This is a genomic window from uncultured Marinobacter sp., from assembly GCF_947488835.1.
Lineage (GTDB): Bacteria > Pseudomonadota > Gammaproteobacteria > Pseudomonadales > Oleiphilaceae > Marinobacter.
Genome location: NZ_CANLBK010000001.1, coordinates 1,236,141 through 1,260,855 on the forward strand (window position 1 = coordinate 1,236,141; position 24,715 = coordinate 1,260,855).

General features: G+C 54.8%; 22 protein-coding genes. 10 read left to right on the top strand and 12 right to left on the bottom strand.

All coding sequences use genetic code 11. The features are described from left to right. Positions 1–94 precede the first annotated feature (94 nt). Complete coding sequence (gene trmH / locus Q0824_RS05705; RefSeq protein ID WP_298448293.1) at positions 95–826, bottom strand: tRNA (guanosine(18)-2'-O)-methyltransferase TrmH; 732 nt, start codon at positions 824–826, stop codon at positions 95–97. A 315-nt stretch (positions 827–1,141) separates the two neighbouring features. On the opposite strand from trmH, the gene miaB reads away from it, so the two are divergent. From miaB to lnt, 5 genes are all read left to right on the top strand, one after another. Continuing rightward, positions 1,142–2,488, top strand: coding sequence for a tRNA (N6-isopentenyl adenosine(37)-C2)-methylthiotransferase MiaB (miaB, locus tag Q0824_RS05710; RefSeq protein ID WP_298448296.1), 1,347 nt, complete (start codon positions 1,142–1,144; stop codon positions 2,486–2,488). A 289-nt stretch (positions 2,489–2,777) separates the two neighbouring features. Further along, positions 2,778–3,773 carry a PhoH family protein gene (locus Q0824_RS05715; RefSeq protein ID WP_298448299.1) on the top strand — a complete coding sequence of 332 codons (996 nt, stop codon included), beginning with the start codon at positions 2,778–2,780 and terminating at the stop codon, positions 3,771–3,773. Further along, positions 3,770–4,243, top strand: coding sequence for an rRNA maturation RNase YbeY (gene ybeY, locus Q0824_RS05720; RefSeq protein ID WP_298448300.1), 474 nt, complete (start codon positions 3,770–3,772; stop codon positions 4,241–4,243). Before Q0824_RS05715 ends, ybeY begins: the two co-directional genes overlap by 4 nt. Beyond that, on the top strand, positions 4,240–5,088 hold the full coding sequence (locus Q0824_RS05725; RefSeq protein WP_298448303.1) for a transporter associated domain-containing protein: 849 nt from the start codon (positions 4,240–4,242) through the stop codon (positions 5,086–5,088). Before ybeY ends, Q0824_RS05725 begins: the two co-directional genes overlap by 4 nt. Positions 5,089–5,122: 34 nt before the next feature. Further along, a complete protein-coding gene (gene lnt, locus Q0824_RS05730; RefSeq protein ID WP_298449541.1) occupies positions 5,123–6,628 on the top strand; it encodes an apolipoprotein N-acyltransferase in 1,506 nt (501 codons plus the stop codon). Positions 6,629–6,796: 168 nt separating this feature from the next. Here lnt and Q0824_RS05735 read toward each other — a convergent pair whose 3' ends face one another. Continuing rightward, on the bottom strand, positions 6,797–7,345 hold the full coding sequence (locus Q0824_RS05735; protein WP_298448306.1) for a zinc ribbon-containing protein: 549 nt from the start codon (positions 7,343–7,345) through the stop codon (positions 6,797–6,799). Between the two features lie 286 nt (positions 7,346–7,631). Here Q0824_RS05735 and leuS point away from each other — a divergent pair, with 286 nt between their 5' ends. The 4 genes from leuS to Q0824_RS05755 all read left to right on the top strand — a co-directional run bounded on the left by leuS (position 7,632) and on the right by Q0824_RS05755 (position 12,655). Further along, entirely contained in the window at positions 7,632–10,217 is a 2,586-nt protein-coding gene (leuS, locus tag Q0824_RS05740) for a leucine--tRNA ligase (RefSeq protein ID WP_298449543.1), read from the top strand. Between the two features lies 1 nt (position 10,218). Beyond that, positions 10,219–10,806, top strand: a complete 588-nt coding sequence (gene lptE, locus Q0824_RS05745) for an LPS assembly lipoprotein LptE (protein WP_298448308.1) — start codon at positions 10,219–10,221, stop codon at positions 10,804–10,806. Next, complete coding sequence (gene holA, locus Q0824_RS05750) at positions 10,803–11,810, top strand: DNA polymerase III subunit delta (protein ID WP_298448309.1); 1,008 nt, start codon at positions 10,803–10,805, stop codon at positions 11,808–11,810. Before lptE ends, holA begins: the two co-directional genes overlap by 4 nt. Positions 11,811–12,019: 209 nt before the next feature. Continuing rightward, positions 12,020–12,655 (top strand): endonuclease, encoded by a 636-nt coding sequence (locus Q0824_RS05755; protein ID WP_298448311.1) that lies wholly within the window; start codon positions 12,020–12,022, stop codon positions 12,653–12,655. An 83-nt stretch (positions 12,656–12,738) separates the two neighbouring features. On the opposite strand, the gene Q0824_RS05760 is transcribed toward Q0824_RS05755, so the two are convergent. The 9 genes from Q0824_RS05760 to bioB all read right to left on the bottom strand — a co-directional run bounded on the left by Q0824_RS05760 (position 12,739) and on the right by bioB (position 22,661). Continuing rightward, positions 12,739–14,535, bottom strand: a complete 1,797-nt coding sequence (locus tag Q0824_RS05760; RefSeq protein ID WP_298448313.1) for an acyl-CoA dehydrogenase C-terminal domain-containing protein — start codon at positions 14,533–14,535, stop codon at positions 12,739–12,741. Positions 14,536–14,666: 131 nt separating this feature from the next. Further along, positions 14,667–16,466: an acyl-CoA dehydrogenase C-terminal domain-containing protein gene (locus Q0824_RS05765; RefSeq protein WP_298448316.1), complete on the bottom strand. Its 1,800-nt coding sequence runs from the start codon at positions 16,464–16,466 to the stop codon at positions 14,667–14,669. Positions 16,467–16,785: 319 nt separating this feature from the next. Continuing rightward, entirely contained in the window at positions 16,786–17,619 is an 834-nt protein-coding gene (locus Q0824_RS05770; protein ID WP_298448319.1) for a putative metalloprotease CJM1_0395 family protein, read from the bottom strand. 11 nt (positions 17,620–17,630) lie between these two features. After that, a complete protein-coding gene (locus Q0824_RS05775) occupies positions 17,631–17,876 on the bottom strand; it encodes a flagellar biosynthesis protein FlgE (protein ID WP_298448322.1) in 246 nt (81 codons plus the stop codon). A gap of 51 nt (positions 17,877–17,927) precedes the next feature. Then, positions 17,928–18,620, bottom strand: a complete 693-nt coding sequence (bioD, locus tag Q0824_RS05780) for a dethiobiotin synthase (protein WP_298448325.1) — start codon at positions 18,618–18,620, stop codon at positions 17,928–17,930. A 9-nt stretch (positions 18,621–18,629) separates the two neighbouring features. Next, positions 18,630–19,478, bottom strand: coding sequence for a malonyl-ACP O-methyltransferase BioC (gene bioC / locus Q0824_RS05785; RefSeq protein WP_298448327.1), 849 nt, complete (start codon positions 19,476–19,478; stop codon positions 18,630–18,632). Next, a complete protein-coding gene (locus Q0824_RS05790) occupies positions 19,475–20,224 on the bottom strand; it encodes an alpha/beta fold hydrolase (protein ID WP_298448330.1) in 750 nt (249 codons plus the stop codon). The genes bioC and Q0824_RS05790 overlap by 4 nt, the downstream gene beginning before the upstream one ends. Further along, entirely contained in the window at positions 20,221–21,396 is a 1,176-nt protein-coding gene (gene bioF / locus Q0824_RS05795) for an 8-amino-7-oxononanoate synthase (RefSeq protein WP_298448332.1), read from the bottom strand. The genes Q0824_RS05790 and bioF overlap by 4 nt, the downstream gene beginning before the upstream one ends. A 206-nt stretch (positions 21,397–21,602) precedes the next feature. Beyond that, positions 21,603–22,661: a biotin synthase BioB gene (gene bioB, locus Q0824_RS05800; protein ID WP_298448335.1), complete on the bottom strand. Its 1,059-nt coding sequence runs from the start codon at positions 22,659–22,661 to the stop codon at positions 21,603–21,605. Between the two features lie 224 nt (positions 22,662–22,885). On the opposite strand from bioB, the gene Q0824_RS05805 reads away from it, so the two are divergent. Continuing rightward, positions 22,886–23,446 carry a ComF family protein gene (locus tag Q0824_RS05805; RefSeq protein WP_298448338.1) on the top strand — a complete coding sequence of 187 codons (561 nt, stop codon included), beginning with the start codon at positions 22,886–22,888 and terminating at the stop codon, positions 23,444–23,446. A gap of 13 nt (positions 23,447–23,459) precedes the next feature. Here the strand turns inward: Q0824_RS05805 and Q0824_RS05810 are convergent, their stop codons facing one another. Then, positions 23,460–24,557, bottom strand: a complete 1,098-nt coding sequence (locus Q0824_RS05810; protein WP_298449545.1) for an NAD(P)/FAD-dependent oxidoreductase — start codon at positions 24,555–24,557, stop codon at positions 23,460–23,462. Positions 24,558–24,715: the final 158 nt, after the last annotated feature.

Here is a 24,715-nt window from a genome sequence, read left to right on the forward strand (position 1 = left end):
TTCTGGAAAAACAACTCGCTTCGCTCAGACATCTTTTTCCGGCAGAAAAGCCTTACCACACCACGGGCCGACCTGAACGCCGAGGTATATCTGATTAATCGGTCTCAATGGCGGTGTCTTCGCTCCAACGGACGCGGTTTGCCCGTTGCACACGGACTTCCTGCATCCAGCCAACTCCATCGATTAGTTCACCGGTTTCGTGATTGATGGGTGGATATGGCAAATTGCGGTCATCGCAGTAGCGTTTGACGACGGGTTGGCACCAGCTAAAAAGCAGGCGGTTGTATTCTTCATCGCGTATGCGTCGGTTATCGAACAAACCTGCTTCTTTTCGCTGCCTTTGGGCTTCAGAGAGGATAATGGCGCAGGCCGCGGATACGTTGAGGGATTCGACCATGCCCATCATGGGGATGACTATGTGTTCGTCTGCCTGTTCGGCGGCCTCGGCGCTCACACCGTCCACTTCGTTACCCATAATTACTGTGCAGGGCACGGTGAAGTCGGCGGATCGGTAGTCGATGGCCCGGTCTGACAGTTGCGCGGCGTAAATCTTTTGGCCCTGCCCTTTCAGATGCGCAATGGCTTCGTCCATGGTGCGGTGGGTGTGAGGTGTTACCCACTTGAAGCTGCCGCCAGCGGTTTTCCGGAAGGCCCGGAAGCCTTCTTTTGGCCACACCACGTGCATATTGGCTAGCCCGAAGGCATCGCAGGTTCTCAGTATGGCGGAGAGGTTTCTGGGTTTGTGAACCTGGTCGGTCAGGACTGTCAGGTCCGGCTGTCGAGTGTTCAAAACCTGTTTGATGCGGGCAAGGCGTTCAGGGGTCATGGGCTTTAGGTGCTATCTCGAAAGTGCGGGAAGCTGTTGGCGAGGTTCTTCCCAAAACTGTAGAGGGCCATGGATGGCCCGAAACAAGCGCACATGGATGTGCTCGTAGCGTGTTTTGGGAAGAACCTCGCCAACAGCTTCATGCTCAGGTTGTCAGAAAGCGCGAATAATACCACAGCAAAACTGGCAGATTACCGAGACAACGCTGGTTGCAGAATGATCACCCCGTTATAATGCTCAGTTCTCCTTTTCAGCGCGCACTATCCGGGCATCTTTTGCTTCGGGCGCCAAATACATCCAGTTGTGTTGAGACCCATGGCCAAAAAGCTGTACATCAAAACCCACGGTTGCCAGATGAACGAATACGATTCATCCCGCATGGCCGACCTTCTTAAAACCGGCGAAGCGGTAGAAATGACCGAATCGCCAGATGACGCCGACATCCTGCTGCTGAACACCTGCTCCATCCGTGAAAAAGCCCAGGAAAAAGTGTTCCACCAATTGGGTCGCTGGAAAAAGCTGAAAGCGAATAAGCCAGAACTGATTATTGGCGTTGGCGGCTGCGTGGCCAGCCAGGAAGGCCAGGCTATTCTTGATCGCGCACCCTATGTCGATATGGTGTTCGGGCCGCAAACCCTGCACCGTTTGCCGGATATGATTACCGAAGTACGCATGAAAGGTAACGGCGTGGGCGTAGTGGACGTGAGCTTTCCGGAAATCGAAAAGTTCGACAATCTGCCCGACCCCGGCGCCGACGGCCCCTCTGCGTTCGTATCCATTATGGAAGGCTGCAGTAAATACTGCACCTTCTGCGTGGTGCCTTACACCCGTGGCGAAGAAGTCAGTCGCCCGGCCGACGACGTGATTGCCGAAGTTGCGCACCTGGCCAGCCAGGGCGTGCGGGAAGTTAACCTGTTGGGCCAGAACGTGAACGCCTATCGCGGCGAGACTCACGATGGCGACGTAATGGACTTGGCGGAATTGATCACCCTGATCGCCACCATCGATGGCATAGACCGCATCCGCTACACCACCTCGCACCCGGTTGAATTTACCGATGCAATGATTGAGGTTTACGAACAGGTTCCCGAACTGGTCAGCCACCTGCACCTGCCGGTACAAAGCGGCTCGGATCACATTCTGGCAGCCATGAAGCGCGGCCACACGGCGCTGGAGTACAAATCCAAGCTGCGCCGCCTGCGCAAGATTCGTCCGGACATCAGTTTTTCTTCAGATTTCATCATTGGCTTCCCGGGTGAAACCGAGAAGGACTTCGAAGACACCATGAAGCTGATAAACGATATCGGTTTCGATATGTCCTTCAGTTTTGTTTACAGCGCACGTCCGGGTACGCCGGCATCGGATCTGCCTGATGAAACGCCAATGGAAGTGAAGAAGCAGCGCCTGAAGATTCTGCAGGATCGGATCAATCAGACGGTGATGGATATCAGCCGCAAGATGGTGGGTTCCACTCAGCGCATTCTTGTTACCGGGCTATCGAAGAAGGATCCGGGGGAGTATTCCGGGCGTACGGAGAACAACCGGATTGTGAACTTCCGGCACGAAAACCCGGGGATTGTCGGTCATTTCATCGATGTTGAGATTGTTGAGGCTTATGCTAACTCCCTGAGGGGTTTGCCTGTGGGTTCGGAGTTGTATTGAGTTTGGGCTCCCATGTTTTCATGGTTTGGTGTAAGAGAGCGGTGGGGCCACTTTAAAGCAAACAACACTCTGCACTTGTTTTTTATGTTGGCGGCCTGCACATAGATCAAAAAGGGATGGAGCGGGGCCTGCCTCCCAAAAACGTTGAGCGCCAGGGATGGCGCGATCGAGCCCTACAGAGACGTATTTACGGGCGTTTTTTGGGAGGCAGGCCCCGCTCCATCCCGGACGCATCCAAAGCAGAAAAGCATACTCCCGAAGACAACACGGGAGTAAAAACGGAGAAAATTTGAACACCAACGATTCCAGACAATTCGATCTACACCCGGCAGACCAGCGCAGGCTCACCACCCTGTGCGGACAGTTTGATGAGAATTTGAAACACATCGAACGGCGCCTACAAGTATCCGTTACCCGCCGTGGCCATCACTTCCGGGTTGAAGGTGCTACTGAACACGTCGCTGCTGCAGTGGAAGTGATCAGACACCTGTACCGGGAAACCGAGGCTACCGACGACATTTCGCCGGATACAGTGCACCTGTACATTCGCGAAACCGGGCTTGAGAGACTGCCAGACGAAATCCCTTTCGACGGCTCAGTCACCATCATCAAAACCCCCAAGCTCACAGCCAAACCCCGCGGCGCGAATCAGCAGAAGTATGTGCACAGCATTCGTTCCCACGATATCAACTTTGGCATTGGGCCAGCCGGTACAGGTAAAACCTGGCTGGCTGTAGCCTGCGCAGTAGAAGCCCTGAAAGACGAGCAAGTGAAACGGATTCTTCTGGTTCGCCCGGCGGTTGAAGCTGGCGAGAAGCTCGGCTTTCTGCCCGGTGATCTGGCACAGAAGGTCGATCCGTACCTACGCCCGTTGTACGACGCACTCTATGAAATGCTCGGGTTTGAGAATGTCACCCGTCTAATTGAGAAAAGCGTGATCGAGATTGCGCCACTGGCCTTCATGCGTGGCCGCACCCTGAACAACTCGTTTATTATTCTCGATGAAAGCCAGAACACCACCCGCGAGCAGATGAAAATGTTCCTGACGCGCATCGGCTTTGGCTCCACAGCTGTGATTACTGGCGATACAACGCAGGTGGACTTGCCCCGCGGCCAGAACTCCGGGTTGATTCACGCTGCCAGCGTTTTGAAAAACGTGACCGGCATCAGCTTTACGCGCTTTGAAGCCAAAGATGTTGTCCGCCACCCTCTGGTTCAGCGGATCGTGGAAGCTTACGATTCCCTTGATGAGGGCAACAGTAAAGGGAGCGACCGCACACAGTGAACGAGCTGACGGTTGATTTCCAAAACGTGTTCGATGGGCCTGGTGTACCTCGAGAATCCCTGTTTCAGGCATGGGCCCAAGCGGCGTGGCTGGGGGACGAACCTTCCGAAGCCACGATTCGTATTGTAGATACTGAGGAAAGCCAGGCACTGAACCACCAGTATCGGGGAAAGGACAAACCCACGAATGTGTTGTCCTTTCCATTTGAAGCGCCAGCCGGTATAACGGTGCCATTGGCAGGAGATCTCGTTATTTGCGCCCCGGTCGTTGAAAATGAGGCCCTGGAGCAACACAAAGAACCGACTACCCACTGGGCTCACATGGTGGTGCACGGCATGCTGCACCTTCAAGGCTATGACCATATTGACGACGAAGACGCAGAGGCCATGGAGGCCCTGGAAATTCGATTGCTGGCGCAGTTTGGGTTCGGCAATCCCTACGAAGCAGAGGAAACGGTAAAAGACTCATGAGCGACGACCAGTCGAGTCACAGTCAAGGCTCAAGCAAGTCTTGGCTGGAGCGTATATCACATGCTTTCTCCAGCGAGCCAGAATCTATCGAAGACGTGCTCGAAATATTAAGAAGTGCCGAATCTGAGGGCATAATCGACGTAGATGCCATGAGCATCATCGAAGGCGCCATGCAAGTGGTAGACATGCGGGTGGATGAGATAATGATCCCACGCTCCCAGATGGTCACCGTTCGCGCCTCCCAGGATCCGAAAGAATATCTCGGCGAAATCATCCGGTCTGCCCACAGCCGTTTTCCGGTGATTGGGGACAGTCAGGACGATGTCATTGGTGTTCTTCTCGCCAAAGATCTTCTGCCGCTGGCGCTTGATGATGATATGGACTGGTCTCATGTTCGGGAGCTTCTTCGCCCGCCTACGTTTGTTCCGGAAAGTAAGCGCCTTAACCAGCTGCTCAAACAGTTCAAGGAAAACCGTAATCACATGGCTATCGTCGTGGATGAATACGGTGGCACAGCAGGCCTGGTAACCATTGAAGACGTACTCGAGCAGATCGTCGGGGAAATTGAAGACGAACACGATTTCGACGAAGAGACTCACATCAAGGCCAGAGGGGATGGCTCCCATGCCGTGAAGGCAGTAACGCCAGTCGACGATTTCAATGAGTTTTTTAGCACAGGTTTCGATGAAGAAGAGTTCGATACCATTGGCGGCGTCGTACTAAAGGAATTCGGTCACCTGCCCAGACGAGGCGAAACGGTTGAATTTGGCGGTTTGCGCTTTACCATAGCCAACGCCGATAACCGTGTCATTCGTCTGTTACAGGTAACCCGTAGTGAGCCATGAGCATTTAACACCCCCTGTTTCACCATCACATTCATTGTTTTCCAACCGCTGGTTTAGCGCGGCAACCCTTTTGGTTGCCGGCGCCTTGCAAACGCTGACCTTCTCGCCTTTCCACTTCTGGTGGCTCGGGCCGGTTTCCGCACTCCTGATTCTACTGGCCTGCATTCCTCTGCCGGCCAAGCAGCTTTTCTTTGCGGGGTTACTGGTGGGCTTGGGCCTGTTTGGCTCAGGGGCCACTTGGGTTTACATCAGCATCAGCGAATTCGGCAACACCTCCATACCGGTTTCAGTTTTGCTCACGGCTGCCTTTGTGGCAGTGCTGGCCTTGTTTCCGGGTATCGCTTTCTGGTTCTGGGGCAAGCTGGCGAAGGTCAGTGCCGTACGGCGCCTCATTCTGTTCCCCGCTATCTGGATTCTTGGGGACTGGCTGCGTGGCTGGCTGTTAACTGGCTTCCCATGGCTCTATCTCGGCACCGCCCATACCGATGGCCCCCTGGCAGGGCTGGCGCCGGTAATAGGTGTTCACGGCCTTACCTTTTTGATTGCTGCAAGCGGCGCAGCCGTTTTTGGTATCGGCTGGCTATTCATCAAGCAACGCCATACCAACGCTGGCATTGTTGCCCTTGTGACACTGGTTCCGTGGCTGGCAGCCCCGGCACTGAACCGGGTTGACTGGACAGACATCAGCACGGAGCCCACGTCTGTGGCTGCCATGCAGGGCAATATCCCGCAGCTGATCAAGTGGGACCCGGAGTTTCTGAAAGACCAGATTGTGGTCTATCTAGGCATGACGGAACCTTATTGGGATGTTGATCTGATTCTGTGGCCGGAGACGGCTATCCCCATTCCCCAGGATCAGGCGGGGAAAATCATTGATCATATTGAGGAGAACCTCGGGGAAAACAGCACACTGATAACAGGCATTCCCTGGTACGGTTTCAGCGAGCGCGCCGGTGGTTTTACTTACCACAACAGCATTATGGCCATGGGCAATGGCGAGGGCATTTATCACAAGCAGAAGCTTGTACCCTTTGGGGAGTATGTTCCTCTTGAGGGTGTTCTGCGGGGGCTGATCGGCTTTTTTGATTTACCCATGTCGAGCTTTACCCGCGGCCCGAAGAACCAGTCGCCCTTGAATGCCAATGGCACAAAGGTGATGCCGTTTATTTGTTATGAAGTAGCCTACCCGGACTTTCTTGCTCGCAACGCGGTGAATTCGGATTTGTTGCTGACGATCAGTAACGATGGTTGGTTCGGGGATTCTGTGGGGCCGCTGCAGCATTTGCAGATTGCTCGCATGCGGGCTCTGGAAACCGGGCGTTATATGATTCGCGGGACCAACAATGGGGTTACGGCGATTATTGATCACAAGGGCCAGATTACGGCGCGCATTCCGCAGTTTGAGCGGGCTGTTCTGACTGGCGAGGTGTTCAAGGCCAGTGGTAGCACGCCTTATATGGTTGCGGCTTCTTGGCCAGTTCTGACGCTCGCGCTGATTTTAATTGTGTTTGTTCGTGAGCGGGTTATTCCTAAAGGCTGACCCCGCCATTGTTGTACTTGGGAGCAAGCAACCAAGGGCGGGCAGCTTTTCAAAACACGCCACAAGTACGTCCATGTAGGCTCGGCTCCGCCATCCATGGCTCCGCACGGTTTTGAAAAGCTGCCCGCCCTCGGTTGCTCCAACATTTTGCGTGCTTGCTAGACGAACTCAGCTTTCCTTTCGCGGCCAGTGACTGGTAACCCGCTTGTAGTATTGCGAACCACAGGCTTCACAGGGTTCCAGATGGCTGGTCGATGTGAGGCACAGCATGTGCTCACAATTCAAGCACTGGAACATGCCTGCAGTTGCTACTTCACCCGCAATGTATTGCCCCGCTTCACGGCTTTCGAGTTTTTGGCGCAGTGCCAAGGTATCTACCAATGTTTGGTCGGCAACCGACAACAAGCGCTCGGTCAATTGCTGTTCCAGCAATGACATATCGAGCTGCAACCATTCCGCAAGCCCCTCGCCTGTTTCATCTACAAAGCTCAGGAGATGCTCCAGATCTCTCTGAAGGTAGGTGCCAAGGAGGCTTATCTCGTCCTTGGTCATTTCCTCCAGTTCTTGCTCAACCTCAATTGCCTTCTCCACCTCCTCTTCCAGGGTATCCAGTGAGGTTCCCTGTATTGCTTTTAAACGGGTCTGCACCCGCTCGAGCATGCGGTCGTATACCTCGAGAGCTTTTCCTGAGAGGTGGTTTCTTTCCGGCGCTGTCATCACGTTTTCCTTTTATGGATGCCATAAGTTCATTGTGGGCCATCGCCTGCAGCCCGACAAGCATGTGGCCGGAACAGCTCCCGGGATCGTGCGGAGCCATGGATGGCGGAGCCGAGCCTACATGGACGTACTTGCGGCGTATCCCGGGAGCTGTTCCGGCCACATGCGACAGCTCCAAGGCTCTAGGCCATACCATGACGGACTACCTGTTACGCCTTGTGTGCGTTAGAATGTTCGGCCGCTCCGCACATCATTTTGATACAGGGTAACTTTAGTAATGGCAGGTATGGACGAGCACTACAATCCCCGTGACGTTGAACACAATGCGCGCACCTTCTGGGACGAGAACAAAACCTTTGAAGTCAGGGAAGATCCGGACAAACCCAAATACTACTGCCTGTCCATGTTCCCCTACCCCAGCGGCAAGCTGCACATGGGGCACGTACGCAACTACACCATCGGCGATGTAATTTCCCGCTACCAGCGCATGCAGGGTAAAAACGTTATGCAGCCCATGGGCTGGGATGCGTTTGGCCTGCCCGCTGAGAACGCTGCCATTGCAAACAAAACCGCGCCAGCGAAGTGGACTTATGCCAACATCGAATACATGAAAAACCAGCTCAAGCAGCTGGGTTTTGGTTACGACTGGAGCCGCGAGCTGGCTACCTGCAAGCCGGACTATTATCGCTGGGAGCAGTGGTTTTTCGCGCGGCTTTACGAAAAAGGCCTGGTGTACAAGAAAATGTCCACCGTGAACTGGGACCCTGTGGATCAGACCGTTCTCGCCAACGAGCAGGTGGTTGATGGTCGCGGCTGGCGCTCCGGCGCGCTGGTTGAAAAGAAAGCCATACCCCAGTGGTTTATCCGCATTACCGATTATGCCGAAGAACTGCTGAACGACATGGACGATATGGATGGCTGGCCGGAGCAGGTCAAGACCATGCAGCGAAACTGGATCGGCAAGTCTGTTGGCACTGAGCTCACCTTCCCGCTGAAAGACGGCGAAGAAGGTTTGACGGTATACACCACCCGCCCGGACACCCTGATGGGCGTCACCTACATGGCGATCGCCGCTGAGCATCCGTTGGCCAAAGCTGCTGCCGAGCGTCATCCGGACGTTGCACGTTTTGTGGATGAGTGTCGCAATAGCAAGACTGCGGAAGCCGATATGGCGACCATGGAGAAAAAGGGTATAGATACCGGCTTCAAGGTCGTGCACCCACTGACCCAGGAAGACATTCCTGTGTGGGTAGCTAATTTTGTGCTCACTGATTATGGCACCGGCGCCCTGATGGCCGTACCAGGTCACGACGAGCGTGACCATGAATTTGCGCTGAAGTATCGCCTGCCAATCAAGCAGGTTATTTCCGCCAGTGACAAACCTGACATTGATGTGCAGGAACAGGCATTCACGGAAAAAGGCGTGCTTGTATCCTCCGGCAAATACAGCGGGTTGACCAGTGATGAAGCCTTCGAGGCCATTGCGGATCATCTCGAACAGACGGGTATCGGCAAGCGCACCATCAACTACCGTCTACGCGACTGGGGCGTATCGCGCCAGCGCTACTGGGGCGCACCCATTCCCATGGTTACACTGGCGGACGGCACCCAGCACCCGGTTCCGGACGACCAGTTGCCTGTAAGGCTACCCGAAGACGTCGAAATGACCGGCGTACAATCTCCGATCAAAGCAGATCCCGAGTGGGCCAAAACCAGTTTTGAGGGCCAGCCGGCCACGCGCGAAACCGACACTTTTGACACCTTCATGGAGTCGTCCTGGTATTACGCCCGCTTCTGCAGCCCGAATTACGACAAAGGCATGCTCGACCCGGCTGCGGCAAACTACTGGCTGCCGGTCGATCAATATATCGGCGGTATCGAACACGCCATCCTGCACCTGCTGTACGCGCGTTTCTTCCACAAGCTCCTGCGGGATGTTGGTCTGGTAAACAGTTCAGAGCCTTTCAAGCGGTTGCTGACCCAAGGTATGGTGTTGGCAGACACCTACTATCGTGAAGATGATAAGGGCGGCAAGATCTGGATCGCCCCCGCAGACGTCGTTGTAGAGCGGGATGACAAAGGCCACGCCATTGGCGCGGTACACAAGGAAGATGGCCAACCTGTTATCGCCGGTGGCGTAACCAAGATGTCCAAATCGAAGAACAACGGCATCGACCCACAGTCCATTATTGATGCCCACGGCGCTGACACAGTCCGCCTGTTCATGATGTTTGCAGCTCCGCCTGAGCAGTCTCTTGAGTGGTCAGACAGCGCTGTAGATGGCGCTCACCGTTTCCTCAAGCGCCTATGGCGTCTGGTGAACGAACAAGTTACAGGTGGGGCCGCGCCTGCAATGGATCTGAGCGCCCTGAACGACGCTCAGAAAGATCTGCGCCGCAAAACCCATGAAACCATTACCAAGGTGAGCGACGATATCAGCCGCCGCCTGACGTTCAACACCGCTATCGCGGCAGTGATGGAACTGCTCAACGATGTTAGCCGCCTCAACAATGACGAGCCACAAACCCGCGCTGTTCGTCAGGAAGCCCTGGAAGCGGCCGTGGTGATGCTGGCGCCGATCGTGCCTCACGTCTGCCACACCCTTTGGTACGCCTTGGGCCACAGCAACCCGGTTGTTGATGCACCTTGGCCGGTAGCCGATGAATCGGCCATGGTTCGCAGCCAGATTCAGGTGGTACTGCAGGTTAACGGCAAAGTGCGCGCCAAAATCGACGTGCCCGCAGACATCAACTCGGCCGATCTGGAAACCGAGGCACTAAACAACGAAAATGTTATTCGCTTTATCGAAGGCGCCACAGTTCGCAAGGTTATTGTTGTGCCAGGCAAGCTAGTCAACGTGGTCGCTAATTGACATGAGGCTCCGCACCCTGCAGTCAGACACTATCAAGCTTATTGCCACACTCGTTGTGGCTACCGGCCTGAGTGCCTGTGGCTTTCAGCTGCGGGGTGCGCCGCCAGTTTCATCAGCGCTCGAGCCCCTTGAGTTAATTTGCCAATCCCCGGTGCCTACCTCCCTTTGTCAGTCTGTACGGGAACAGCTTGAACTGGGCGGAGTGGAACTCGCTACAAACCAGAACGCAAATTACCGGCTCAGAATCCGTGACTTTGCGCAGGACCGCCGCGCCTCAGCCATTACCGTTCAGGCCGCAGCTGCAGAATATACTCTCAGGCAGTCCGTCGATCTTGAGCTGGTCAGCGCCGACGGCATTCCAATCATCGCCAGTACACGCCTCACAACCACTGAGAGTTACAGGTACGATGAAACGAACGTGCTTGCCAAACAGCGAGAGGAAGAAAACCTGCAGCAACAGCTGAGCGATCGTTTGGCTCAACAGATTATCTTCCGCCTTGCGCCGATAACCGAAAAGCGGCTGCAGGAAATTCGGAGTAATCATCAGAGCACCGATACTCCGCCCGACTCGCAACCTGCCAAGCCATGAAAACCAATCCGGGCCAACTACCACAGTTGCTCCAGAAAGGTCTGGCACCGGTTTATCTGGTTTCCGGAGACGAGCCCCTGCTGGTACAGGAATGTTGTGATCAGATCCGACGTGCAGCCAAAGAAGCCGGTTTCATCGATCGTCTGACCTTCCACGCCGATCAGCAACTCGACTGGAACATGGTAGCCGATGAATTCAGTGCCATGTCACTGTTCTCTGATCGGCGTCGAATCGAAATTCGACTGCCCACGGGAAAGCTGGGAGATGGCCGCGCGGTTCTGGAACAGGTTCTTGCTCAGCCGCCCGAAGATATTATCGTCCTGCTGATCAGCACCCGCCTGGACGCCGCAGAAACCCGGCGAAAATGGTACAAAGAACTTCAATCCACAGGAGTCCATGTGCCGGTATGGCCAGTGGACGCCGACAAGTTCCCGGGATGGCTGCAGCAACGAGCAAAAAAACAGGGGCTGAGCCTGACCCGTGGAGCCCTTGCAATGCTGACGGAAAGGCTCGAGGGGAACCTGCTAGCCGCCAGTCAGGAGCTCGACCGGCTAGCCCTCCTGAGCAATGGCGACACTATTGATGAAGAAACAATAGAACGAGCCGTTCAGGACAGCTCCCGCTTTAACGGATTTGAATTGGTAACTGAACTCCTCACTGGCCGCGCCGCCCACGCTGGTAAGGTAATTGGTGTTCTGCAGCAGGAAGGCGAAAACCCACTGGGCCTGTTGGCGGTATTGACTCGCGACATCAACCTGCTGCTCGAATTGAAGACAGGTGAGAACCGATCAGAAAACCCCTCATCGTTCTTTAAGAAGCGTGGCGTATTTCAGCCACAGCGAGCCCGGGCGTTGGAGCAGGCAGCCAGACGATTAAATCCCTTGCAGTTGCATGAAGCCCTGAAACTATGTAGCCAGATCGATCGCGCTGCAAAAGGCTATGACGAACTTTCCCCTTGGCACTACCTGCGCGACATGTCTGCACTTTTGAGCGCCCGCCCCTGATAGGCACGCAAGTACATCTCGTGGACCAAGACACCAAAGAATTCGCAAAAACTCCCCTGAAAGTGTTAAGCCGTTAACACATAGCTACAATTGTTTACGGTAAGGCCCCTTGTGCTAAAGGCAGTTATGTCATAATCCTATATAAGTGAGCTGAGCGTCATAAATTTTACAAAAACACGCTTACAGACACTGCGAGGGATGAATGATATATGAAAAAGATTTTTCTTCTTCTTAGCACATCCGTGCTCCTGCTGACCGCAACCTTCGTTATTGGTCAGAACACCCGCTTCAGTGACCCGAAGACGGTCATTGAGGAACAATTCTGGGGTAATTTGTACGCAGATGGCGGCAAGTCATTCTTCTGCGACGAGCAGTTTGCCACCAAAGGTTTTATGTTCACTCAGGGCTATATATACCCGCTCGCAGATATACGGAACGCTTTGTCTTGCGGCACAACTCGCCAGTGCGAACAAGATAACCGATACCGGCAGATTGCCTCCGACCTTCACAACATGATTCCTGTGCGCAACCGCACAGAACTCCGGCGCCGCAATGCCCGCTACGAGGAACTGGGGGCATTGATCAAGGCAGATGATTGTGGCATTCGGGAAAGCAGCATCCTCTTTGAGCCACCTCCAAAAGTGAAAGGCGATGTCGCTCGGAGCATGGGTTACATGGTGGGCACCTACGGCCTTCCCTGGTTAGGATCGCCCCAGGTATTTCAAGGCTGGAACCGATCCGACCCACCGGATGACAGGGAACTTTCCCGGCACAAGAGGGTGGCAGAGATTCAGGGTAATGAGAATCCTTATATTACCGACCCAAGCCGAATGGAGCGCCTATAAAAAAAGCAGGCCCTGGGGCCTGCTTTTTTATTCACCGGAAGGCGCTCACCTAAAGTGGCGCCTCATCTTCTTGCCATCAGCAATCAGAACTCATCGGCGGTATGCGCCATCATAGAGTCACTTCCGCTGCGAATACTTTCCGCAAGAGAAACAGTCTTCGGCAACAGACGATCATAATAGAAGCGCGCAGTTTTCAGCTTGCCACTATAAAAACCGGACGTGTCATCGCTGGCTTTCGGTGCTGCGGCCTTCACAATACGCGCCCACATATAACCCACAGCAGTCATCCCGAACAGGTCGAGATAGTCAACAGAGGCCGCACCAACGGCGTCAGGATTATCTGATGCTTGCTTGATGACGTGCTCAGTTACGTCAGACAAACGCTCGAACGCCGCTGCAAGTGGTTCCAGATAAGGGCGCAGACTTTCCTCACCGCTGTTCTCTTCGATGAAGCTGGCTACATCTTCTGCAAACAGTTCATAGAGCTTACCCTGGCTACCAACCACTTTACGGCCCATCAGGTCCAGTGCCTGAATACCATTAGTGCCTTCGTAGATCTGGGTAATTCGGCAGTCACGAACCAATTGCTCCTGACCCCATTCACGAATGAAGCCATGCCCACCGAATACTTGTTGACCCAGGATACAGGCTTCCAGGCCACGGTCGGTCAGGAACGCTTTGGCAACCGGAGTCAGCAGGGCAACCATGCCCTCCGCATGCTTGCGACGATCTACTTCTGCAGCATCGGCATACTTGGAAATATCCAGCCACTGCGCCACGTAGGTAGAGAAAGCACGGCCGCCTTCAACATAGCTTTTCATGGTGAGCAACATGCGCCGCACGTCCGGATGTACCAGAATAGGGTCTGCTGCTTTTTCCGGCTGCTGTGCTCCGGTAGGTGCACGACTCTGGATGCGATCCTTGGCATATTCCACAGCGTTCTGCAGGGAAGCTTCGGCTGCACCAATACCCTGGATGCCCACGCCCAAACGCTCGTAGTTCATCATGGTGAACATGGCGTTCAGCCCTTTATTCTCCTCACCTACAAGCCAGCCTTTTGCTCCGTCATAGTTCATCACGCAAGTTGCAGAGGCTTTGATACCCATCTTTTTCTCGATGGAGCCACAGCTGAAGCTGTTGCGCTCGCCCAAGGATCCGTCTTCGTTCACCATGAACTTGGGAACTAACAGCAGGGAAATACCCTTTGGACCTTTCGGGGCGCCCGGCAGCTTGGCCAGTACCAGGTGAATGATATTCTCCGCCATATCGTGCTCGCCCCAAGTAATAAAGATCTTGGTGCCAGTCACGTTAAACGAACCGTCGTCGTTCGGCTCAGCCTTGGTGCGAATAATGCCGAGGTCGGTTCCTGCGTGAGGCTCTGTGAGATCCATGGCGCCCGCCCATACACCTGAATACATGTTGGGCAAGTACTTTTCTTTCAGTTCCTGACTGCCGTGTGCATCCAGTGCGAGGCAAGCCCCCGCGGTCAGCATAGGTGCCAAGCCGAAGGACATGTTCGCGCCCTGCATCATTTCCTCAAACTGTGCCACCAGAGTTTTAGGCATGCCCATGCCACCAAACTCAGGATTGCCACCAAGACCATTCCAGCCACCTTCAACGATTGTCTGGTAGGCTTCTTTAAAGCCATCCGGCGAGGTCACTTCACCTTCATTCCACTGGCTGCCCTGCTCATCCGCTTCACGGTTCAGAGGGGCAAGCACGCCGCTGGTAATTTTGCCGGCTTCTTCCAGAATCGCATCGGCGGTGTCCGGATCTACGTTCTCAGCAACTTTGGGCAGGGATGCCCAAAGTGCAGGTGCGTCAAAAACTTCGTTCAGAATAAAACGCATGTCGCGCAAAGGCGCCTGATAATCGGCCATGTAAACTCTCCAGGTTCCACAAAAAATCTGGCAGGTATTCTACCTCAAAACCACCTGCAACTCATGAAAAAAGCCCGGCTCCTGGGAGCGCGGGCTTTCTCTTACCGGTTAACCTTAAACGCTCGAATAAATCAGAACGAGAAAGACTCTTCCGGCATATCCAGCAGAGTATCAGCCCCTGCCAGCATGGTTACTGCGTGAGTCTTGGTACGCGGCAGCATGCGGGTGAAGTAGAAGCGTGCAGTTTGCAGCTTGGCCTTATAGAAGGCCTCTTCGCTTGTGCCAGCGTCCAGCTTATCCTGCGCAAGCTTGGCCATGCGCGCCCACAGATATGCAAAGACTGCATAACCGGAGTACATCAGATAATCAACAGAGGCAGCACCCACTTCTTCACGATTCTTCATGGCGGTCATGCCCACTTTCATGGTCAGATCGCCCCACTCCTTGTTCAGCGCCGCAAGCGGCTCAACGAACTGCTTCAGCTGCTCGTTGTCGGCATTTTCCTTGCAGAAGGTGTGAACCTGCTTGGTAAAGCCTTTCAGCGACTCGCCCTGGGTCATCAGAACCTTACGGCCCAGTAGATCCAGCGCCTGAATACCGGTAGTGCCCTCGTAAATCATGCCAATACGAGCATCACGTACGTTCTGCTCCATGCCCCACTCGGAGATGTAACCGTGACCACCAAACACCTGCATGCCCAGGTTGGCCGCTTCATAACCGATCTCGGTCAGGAACGCCTTGGCGATCGGAGTCAGGAAGCCTAGTGCTTCGTCAGCTTCTTTGCGCTCTTCGTCTGTTTTACCACGTCCAACGAGATCCGCCTTCTGTGCAGTCAGGTAGATCAGTGCACGGGCGCCTTCTGCAACGGCTTTCTGAGTCAGCAGCATGCGTCGCACATCCGGGTGCACAATAATCGGGTCGGCATAGCCTTCCGGATTCTTTGGACCACTCAGTGAGCGCATGGCCAGACGATCTTTGGCGTATGCCAGTGACCCCTGGAAGCCCATTTCCGCAGCACCCAGGCCCTGGATAGCAGTACCGATACGGGCCACGTTCATGAAGGTGAACATGCAATTCAGGCCGCGGTTCTCAGGCCCGATCAGCCAGCCTTTGGCGCCATCGAAGTTCATCACACAGGTAGCATTACCGTGAATACCCATTTTGTGCTCGATAGAACCACAGGATACGGCGTTGCGCTCACCAGCAGATCCGTCTGCTGAGGGCAGGCACTTGGGTACGATAAACAAGGAAATGCCCTTGGTACCTTCAGGTGCACCCGGCAGACGAGCCAGAACGATGTGAATAATGTTGTCGGTCATGTCGTGTTCACCGGCCGAGATGAAAATCTTGGTGCCGGTAATGCTGTAAGAGCCGTCTGCATTAGGCTCTGCCTTGGTACGCAGGGTGCCCAGATCCGAGCCGCAATGGGCTTCGGTCAGACACATGGTACCTGTCCACTCACCGCTGATCATTTTGGTAAGATAAGTTTGCTTCTGCTCTTCAGTACCATGCGCTTCCACAGTGTTGATAGCGCCGTGGCTCAGGCCAGGGTACATACCCCAGGACCAGTTGGCGGTGCCATTCAGCTCGCTCATCACAATACCCAGCGAGTCTGGCAGGCCTTGACCACCGTAGTTGGGATCAGCTGCCAGCGACGGCCAGCCACCTTCAACATACTGGTCGTAAGCTTCTTTAAAGCCAGCCGGTGTTTTAACGCCGTCTTCGCTCCATGTGCAGCCTTCTCTGTCGCCTACCGGATTCAGCGGTGACAGTACCTGCTCAGCAAACTTTGCACCTTCCTGGATGATGGCATCAACCATATCCGGAGTTGCGTCTTCAGCGCCTTCCAGATTGGCGTAGTGGGCCTCGCTGTCGAGCAGCTCGTTCATTACGAATTTGATATCACGCAGGGGCGCTTTGTACTCAGGCATTTAAACCACCTCGGTTTTCGGTCTTGGCTGAAAAAGTAATAACAGCTCGCGGCCTTGGGTTTGCTCAGACACTGCAACAGGATGCGCTGCAGCATTAATTAAACACTTGTTTGAAACATACGTTTAGAGGCACAGAATTGTCAATAGCCGGGCGAATAATTTGTGTAGATTTTGGTCACCAGAGCACTCTTCAGCGGCTCAATCCAAACCTGAAAACCCAACGGGCACCCGCGGTTAGCCAGCACTCGAATCGATACAGGCATTTATGGATTTGTAACGGGAGAGGCCCAAGTTAATAGCAGGCTAACAGATGATAAATTCAGACTGAAATGGGTAGAAACCCATCCCCTGAGGAGGCAGACTCTGGCCCAAACGCTGCAATATTCTGATAGGAATTCCTGGCCTGCAGCGCAGCTCTGGGCAATGGCTGATCAGCGCTACTCTGAGAGCGCTCACCCTGCTCGGCACCGGATGGTGCTTCGTCACTTTCACTCGCAGCAGTCGCCGGCTTATCTGCATTGGAGTCAGAAGATTTCTGCTCCAGGGCAAGCTCGGACTGGGCCTGCAGCATAACCTGCATGGCTTGAGCGGCCACAGCGCGATCCTGACCGGAAGGTTCTGCCGGCGCCATCGCTGCCGAGCGCACCACCCGCATTTTTTCGATGGTTGCCTGAGGGTCGCCGTTGACGGGTGACATATCAATCGACACTTCGCCACCCACCGCGTATTGGGCACCATCGGGCCCCCGCTGATAGGAAAGTGATATCGCACCCGCATATTGACCACCCACTGCCTGATGCGCAGCTTCATGGGCACGCACTTCACGATCCCGGGCTTTGAGCTCGGTAAGTTCCTTCAGCTCCGCCTCATCCAGACCGCCGACCTTTTTTTCCGAGGCATCCGCTTCTACAGCCTTGCGGTTTGCACCCGATGATTCGTTTTCATCTGCAGCCGAAACGGCTTGCCTGCCGGTTTCCGAAGGCGCCTCACCCGTCGCATTGCCAGTGTTGCGAGACTCGCGGACAGCCGGAGCAAGAGGATTATAAGTTGAGTTCGATAACGGGCCGGATGATTCGCTGGCTGGAGGGCTGCCAGAACCACTCCTGGTGGAGTAGCTTGATATTGCTGGGGGAAGTGACGAAAGCGGACTCACGACAAAAATGCTCAGACCACTATGTCGAGCAGCGTGCCAAGGGTTTCATCGGCAACTTTCACCACCTGCGACGAGGCCTCAACGCTACGCTCGTAGAGTTTCAGGTCCATAATCGGCTCAATCAGGCTGCTTCCGGTTTCTGCGCTACCTTGAGGGCCATCCGCACCCGCACGGGCAATTTTGCGGGCGGCATTTTCCATGCCGTACATGCCGTCCTGAATACCTTGCATGCCAATTGCGAGTGTATTATTGATCATAACTGCAGTTTCCGGTGACCATTAATTGACACTATTAGGGCATATTATTGATCAATTTTCAAACAGTGAATCAATATTTAGGTACTCGCTCAAGGTTTTGGGGTTGGCCTCCTCGATCCAGGGTATTACCCCAAGGCAAGGGGTTGGGAGCTGCCCCATCAGATAGCTCAGGGTTTCCTGCTCACAACTCATTGCCACAGATTCGGTGCGGTTAGCCACCCACCCTGCCAGCACCAAGCCATCGTTAAGAATTGCTTCTGCCGTTAACAAGGCATGATTGATACACCCCAGTTTGAGCGAAACCACCAGAAGCACCGGCACCCCCAGCTCACGAGGCACTGCAGAGTACACTTCCCGGTCGTTCAGCGGCACTCGCCAGCCACCTGCACCTTCAATAAGCAAAAGGTCCGCCGGCCGCATCTGCATGCCACGACTAAAGCCAATCAACCGATCCGCGGTTACAGCTCGCCCGGCTTGCACAGCTGCGACATGGGGCGCAATGGCCGGTTCCAGAGCGATGGGGTTTACAAGATCGTAAGCGAGAGATTCCGTGGCCGCACGCTGGAGCATCAGAGCATCATCATTCCGCAGCCCATCCGGCGTCTGGTCACAGCCGGAGGCAATAGGCTTCATACCCAAGGTGCGCTTGCCGATCGCTTTCGCGGCTTCCAGAATTGCAGCAGACACCATGGTCTTACCAACGCCGGTATCTGTTCCTGTCACAAAAAATGTTTTTTTAGCCATAAAAGCCAGTCAGCCCATTTGTTTATTAATCATTGTATTGCCGTTGGCGTCAGGACCTGACCAGTAAACCCAGGCTGCTTCGTAGCTTGCCATAACACCTCCCTCTGGGGCTGCAGGGTAATGCTGGCACATAGCGCGAAAGCGGCCTGGTGCTGTTACCGTTTGGCGCCTGTCGGCATGTTTGTAGCCCGCACCTAATTGCTTCAGCTCCGCTGCGAGAGAAAGGGGAGAAGCGTAAGGCAGAAGCAACGTACGCGTTTCAACATCGGCTCCGGGCAACTCATCGAGCACCGAGCACCTGAACGCTGCTTCCGTCTCAAACCGATTGATATGTCTCTGACCCGGGTCCGCTTTCTGCCAAGCTTGATCCAATTCCTTCAAGGTTCCCTCCAGAAGCGTTGAAATCATTAATTTGCCTCCGGGCCTGAGCACCCGCCGACACTCCTGAAGAACTCTGGCTGGCGTCGCACACCACTGGATCATGAGATTACTGAAGATCAGATCACAGCTTTGGTCGGGCAACGGAATAGCCTCGGCATCCGCAACCACCCATGCGACGCCAGGAGGGCTATGCGCGCCCGCGTGCTCAATCATGCCGGGCGAAAGATCCATGCCTGTCACGCTCCCCGGGGGCATGAGATTGGCCAACATGCGGGTAAACCAACCGGTGCCACAGCCAAGATCCAGAACGCGGGCGCGATCTGGATCAGTTTGCCCTTCCAGCCTCTCGAGCATCGCGTCGCCCATCAGCCGTTGCAAGCGGGACGCGCTCTCATAGGTGTCTCGGGCCTTACCGAACTCTCGAGCTATATCGCCCTTGCTTGCCGGGCAGGAAACAGTCGCTGCGAAAATACTCATGACGCCATACCATGGGAGGATTCGAGAAACTGCTCAATTACCGCTAAGCACTCATCTGCAAACACGCCACCTGGCCAATGGGCCATGCCGGGAATGCTGATTTCGATAGAAGAAGGTTGAGTTTCCAATGCGCCCGCCCAAGTCGACACCACCTGATCGCAGGCACCGGTTATATGAAGTACAGGAACATTCACACGGGACCACAACAGGCGCTGATCACTTCGCTCCAGCCACTTGAGACTCTTCACCAAATTAGAATGAGCTACCGGCGCGCCCTGACCAAGCCAGATTTTAAGGCGCTGACGCTCGGCCACAGCGTTTGCTGAGCCACTTATCATCAACAGAAGAAAATGCATCCAGTAACGCTCAGGCTCACGTTTTAAACCTTTACTGAAGGCTCCGAACTCTTCCTCAGACATTCCGTTAAGCCAGCGTTCATCAGCAATAAACTTGGGAAAACCCGCCAGCGTGATCGCAGCAGGTACCGCGCTGGCGTTCCTGCTCGCGGCCGCCATAACAACCTGCGCGCCGAGAGACCACCCCATCCAGACCGAGGGCCCGGGATACCGGGATAAAAGCTCATCGGCCACGTCCGCCACCGAATCGCAGCGTGCTATAAGGTCGTCATTCAGAGACACCACCTCAACCGTGCCTGGCCAGGACCGGTAAAGATCCTCCAACATTTCTGCGCGTACACCCCAGCCTCCAACGACAACAAGGCGCCCGCCCTCTCGAGGAAAACTCATACCGCAACACCCTCGCCAACCAGCAAGTGCCGACAATCCGCCAGCGCCCGAATCAGGCTATCCAGATCCTCATGGGAATGAGCCGCGCTAAAGGTAACCCGCAATCGCGCCTCACCGGCTGGCACCGTTGGTGGACGAATGGCCGTCACCAGCAACCCCCGCTCTTCAAGTGCCTGACTCAGCGCCAGAGCAGCCCAGTTGTCACCTACCATAATGGGTTGAATGGGTGTGCGTGAGGGCATAAGCGAGTAGCCCATAGCTATCGCTTCCTGCCGAAAGCGATCGATCAGACTCTGCAGGTGGGTTCGCCGCTCACTGCCCTGCTCTATCAAATCAATACTGTTTAAACTGGCTAAAGCTAGTGCCGGAGGCATGGCCGTGGTGTAGATATAGGTACGAGCCTTCTGCACCAAATAATCCATCAACACCTCAGGCCCCGCCACAAACGCCCCACTGGTGCCCGCGGCCTTGCCCAAAGTGCCGATAAGAACCGGCACATCCTCTTCCGACAGACCAAGCTCAGCCACACTCCCCTGCCCACGCGGCCCTAGCACCCCGAAACCGTGAGCGTCGTCCACCACCAACAAAGCATCGTGCTCCCGACACACCGCCGCCAACTCCCGCAGCGGCGCCACATCGCCATCCATACTGAACACACCGTCTGTTACCACCAGCTTGTGGCCCGACGTCTCAGCCAGCATGGCCGCAAGCGACCCTACATCCCCATGACCATACCGACGCACCTTCGCCCGACTAAGAATACAGCCATCGATAATAGAGGCATGATTCAGGCGATCCGAAAAAACCGTATCGCCACGCCCCACCAGCGCAGAAATCACACCTAGATTAGCCATATAACCGGTAGAGAAAAACAACGCAGAACTTCGCCCGGTAAACGCCGCAAGACGTTCTTCCAACAAGTGATGCGCCTCATGGTGCCCACAAACAAGATGAGAAGCCGCACCACCCAACCCCGTTTTAGGCAAGGCATCTGTGAGAGCTTCAATATTGGAAGGGTGATTGGCAAGACCAAGGTAGTCGTTGCTGCAAAACGAAAGTAACCGCTTACCATTAGCGATCAAAACCGGCTGCTGAGGCCCGGAAATATGCCGGCGCGTTCTGTATAGCCCAGCCTGTTTTCGTTGTTCCAGTTCAGCGGTGAAATCACGCACGAGTGAGCATCCAGAGAAACGACCAACGTGTGTATGTACTGGCCGGGAAATGATTGAGCGGAAGGCAACCGAATACTATGAGCAGCGGGTGGGGGCTTCTTCTCGGAATTGTAGAGGGCCAAGGACGGCCCGAAACAAGCGCACAGGGATGTGCTTGTAGCGTATCCCGAGAAGAAGCCCCCACCCGCTGCCTACTCGGTGTTTGTTTAAGCAGTTTGCCGAGAAGCGTCATAAAATAAATGTCGAGTAGCCTCGTGCTCCAAAGCCTCGACGATCACCTCTTCATCCTGCGCCTCAGAAGCACACTGCTCCCGCTTCTCCGGCCGAATCCCCAAGCGCCGGAACAACGCCATATCCGCATCCGCCTCCGGGTTCGAAGTCGTCAACAGCTTCTCGCCATAGAAAATCGAATTCGCCCCAGCCAGAAAACACAGCGCCTGCATCTGCTCATTCATCGTCTCCCGACCCGCAGACAAACGCACATGGGAAGCCGGCATCATGATTCGAGCTACCGCAAGAACACGAATAAACTCAAACGGATCCAGATCCTCCACATCCTCCATCGGAGTTCCCTTCACCTTCACCAACATATTCACCGGCACACTTTCAGGATGTTGCGGAAGATTCGCCAGTTGAACCAACATGCCAACCCGATCATCCTCATCTTCCCCCATACCCATAATACCGCCACAGCACACCTTCATACCGGCATTACGCACGTTTTCCAACGTATCCAGGCGATCCTGATAGGTACGAGTAGTAATAATGTGGCTGTAGTACTTCTCGGAGGTATCCAGGTTATGGTTGTAGTAATCCAGACCAGCCTCAGCCAGCTCTGCCGCCTGCTCAGGCTTCAACATGCCCAGCGTCATGCAGGTCTCAAGGCCGAGGGATTTAACTTCCCGAACCATATCCAGAACATACGGCATATCCTTCACTGTAGGGCTACGCCATGCAGCGCCCATACAGAAACGTGATGCGCCTTTTTCCCGCGCAGCCCGGGCCTCTGCAACCACCTTCTCAAGTTCCAGCAGCTTTTCCTTTTCCAGCCCGGTGTTGTAGTGACCGCTCTGAGGGCAGTATTTGCAATCCTCCGGACATGCGCCTGTCTTGATAGAAAGCAGAGTGCTTACCTGCACCTCATTGGGATCAAAATTCTGGCGGTGTACCGACTGAGCACGGAACAACAAGTCATTAAACGGAAGCTCGAAAAGTGAGCGCGCTTCCTGAAGCGTCCAATCGTGACGTAATGCGGTGGCAGTCATGCAGAAGTCCTGTTAACCTTTTTCGGTCTCTGGGTTTACGGATGAATCAGATGATAAAGGGACTGAGCTGGCTGTCAACCTTAAATTCCAAACTGGTTAACAGCGAGAAAACCAAAGGCGACTGTGTCGGCTGCCTTTCTTCTAATGCCAACAATGGTTTATGCGAATGTTGCCAGGCCGATCTTCCGGTTAACCGGTGGCACTGTCGCTGCTGTGCCCTACCAATGTCGCACGTCGGCAATGAGCTGGCGTGCGGCCACTGCCTGATATCACCGCCCCCCTTCGATCGCTCATTTATACCCTGGCGCTACCAGTATCCGGTCGACGGCATGATCAGCCGATATAAATACAACCGGCAGCACAAGTTTGTCCGACCTCTGATTGCAGGCCTTACGGCCCACCTCGAATCGACATTTCGGGATCAAACCCATGAAAAACCGCAGGTGCTCATTCCCTCACCCATGATTTCTGCGCGCCGTCGCGAGCGTGGGTTCAATCAGGCCCGGGATATAGCCGAACGGCTGGGGGATGCTCTGGATATTCCGGTCGATGCTGGGATTGTCCGCAGGGTTCGAAAAGTGCAGGCTCAGCGCGGTCTGAGCAGAGAAGCCAGGCTGCAAAATCTACGCGGCGTATTTGAGGTGTGTGCGAAGGTACCAGAGCGGATTGCCATTGTGGATGACGTGGTGACGACCGGAGCAACCGTAAGAATACTCGCGTCTGCTCTGCGGGACGCAGGCGCAAAAGAGATTCAGGTTTGGGCCTTGGCCAGAACGCCGGGATAAAACTTCCTGGCTGTTACGTCAGTTTGTCCCTCACCAAACCCGCAATGGCCAAACAGGATGTCAGCCCAGGTGACTCGATACCAAACAGGCTTACCAGCCCTGGAACACCATGCTCCTGGGGGCCGTCAATCCGGAAATCAAAAAAGCCGCCCTCCGCATCTTTCAGCTTTGGCCGGATCCCCGCATACGCTGGCTGAAGACGCTCTGGTGCAAGGCCGGGCCACCACTGCCGGATACCCGCCACAAAGGAATGCACCCGTTCAGGATCAACCCCGTAACCCTCCCTCTCTATCCATTCCACATCCGGGCCAAAACGCGCCTGACCAGCAAGATCGAGGGTCAGGTGAACGCCCAGCCCGCCCGGTTCCGGAACCGGATAGATCAGGTTTTTGAAAGGGTGACGACCGCCGTAGCTGAAATAGACGCCCCGGGCGAACCATTGCGAGGGCTTTTGCACATCGGGAAGCCCTTCCCAGTTCCCGGTCAGTGGCACCGCACCCAAGCCCGCGGCATTTACAAGATTTCGCGCCCTGACCCTTAAAGGTTCAGCACCACCAACCCATAAAACATGCGAGTCTCCCCCAGTCTCTATGCGCTCAACCGGCGAACGCAGCACCAGCGAGCCACCCGCATCTTCCAATTCACCCAGCAGGGCAAGCATCAAGCCATGGGTGTCGACTATGCCGGTCTCCGGCGACCAGAGCCCGGCACTGACGCACACTTCAGGCAACTGCCGAGCAACGGTGGGACCGTCGAACAACTCCAAGGGAACAAAGTTGGCTAACGCTTGAGCTTGAATATCTTCAAGCCCGGTATTTTGCACCTCACTGGTAGCGACAATCCACTTGCCGCATTTTTGATACCCGACTTTATGGCTTTCGCAGTATTGGTACAACTGCCGCCGACCTTCAACACAAAGCCGGGCTTTGAGGGAGTTTGCCGGGTAGTAGATTCCTGCGTGAATGACTTCGCTATTACGAGATGAGATACCTTCACCAAAATGATCTCCAGCCTCCAGCACAATCACCTCGTACCCGGCTTGCGCCATAGCTCTGCCCACCGCGAGGCCAACCACTCCAGCCCCGATAACCAGGGTATCCACTTCCAGAATATCGCTTTCCACCGACTGCCCCTGCTGCCTGTAAATTAACCTGTCCCGAAAATGGGAACCGAGACCGTTTACGTTAACCCAATCTCTGGCATGCCGGAACCCATAGGAACATCCCGCACTCGCATTACGGGAGCGCTTTCAAGCAGGTATACTTGGGC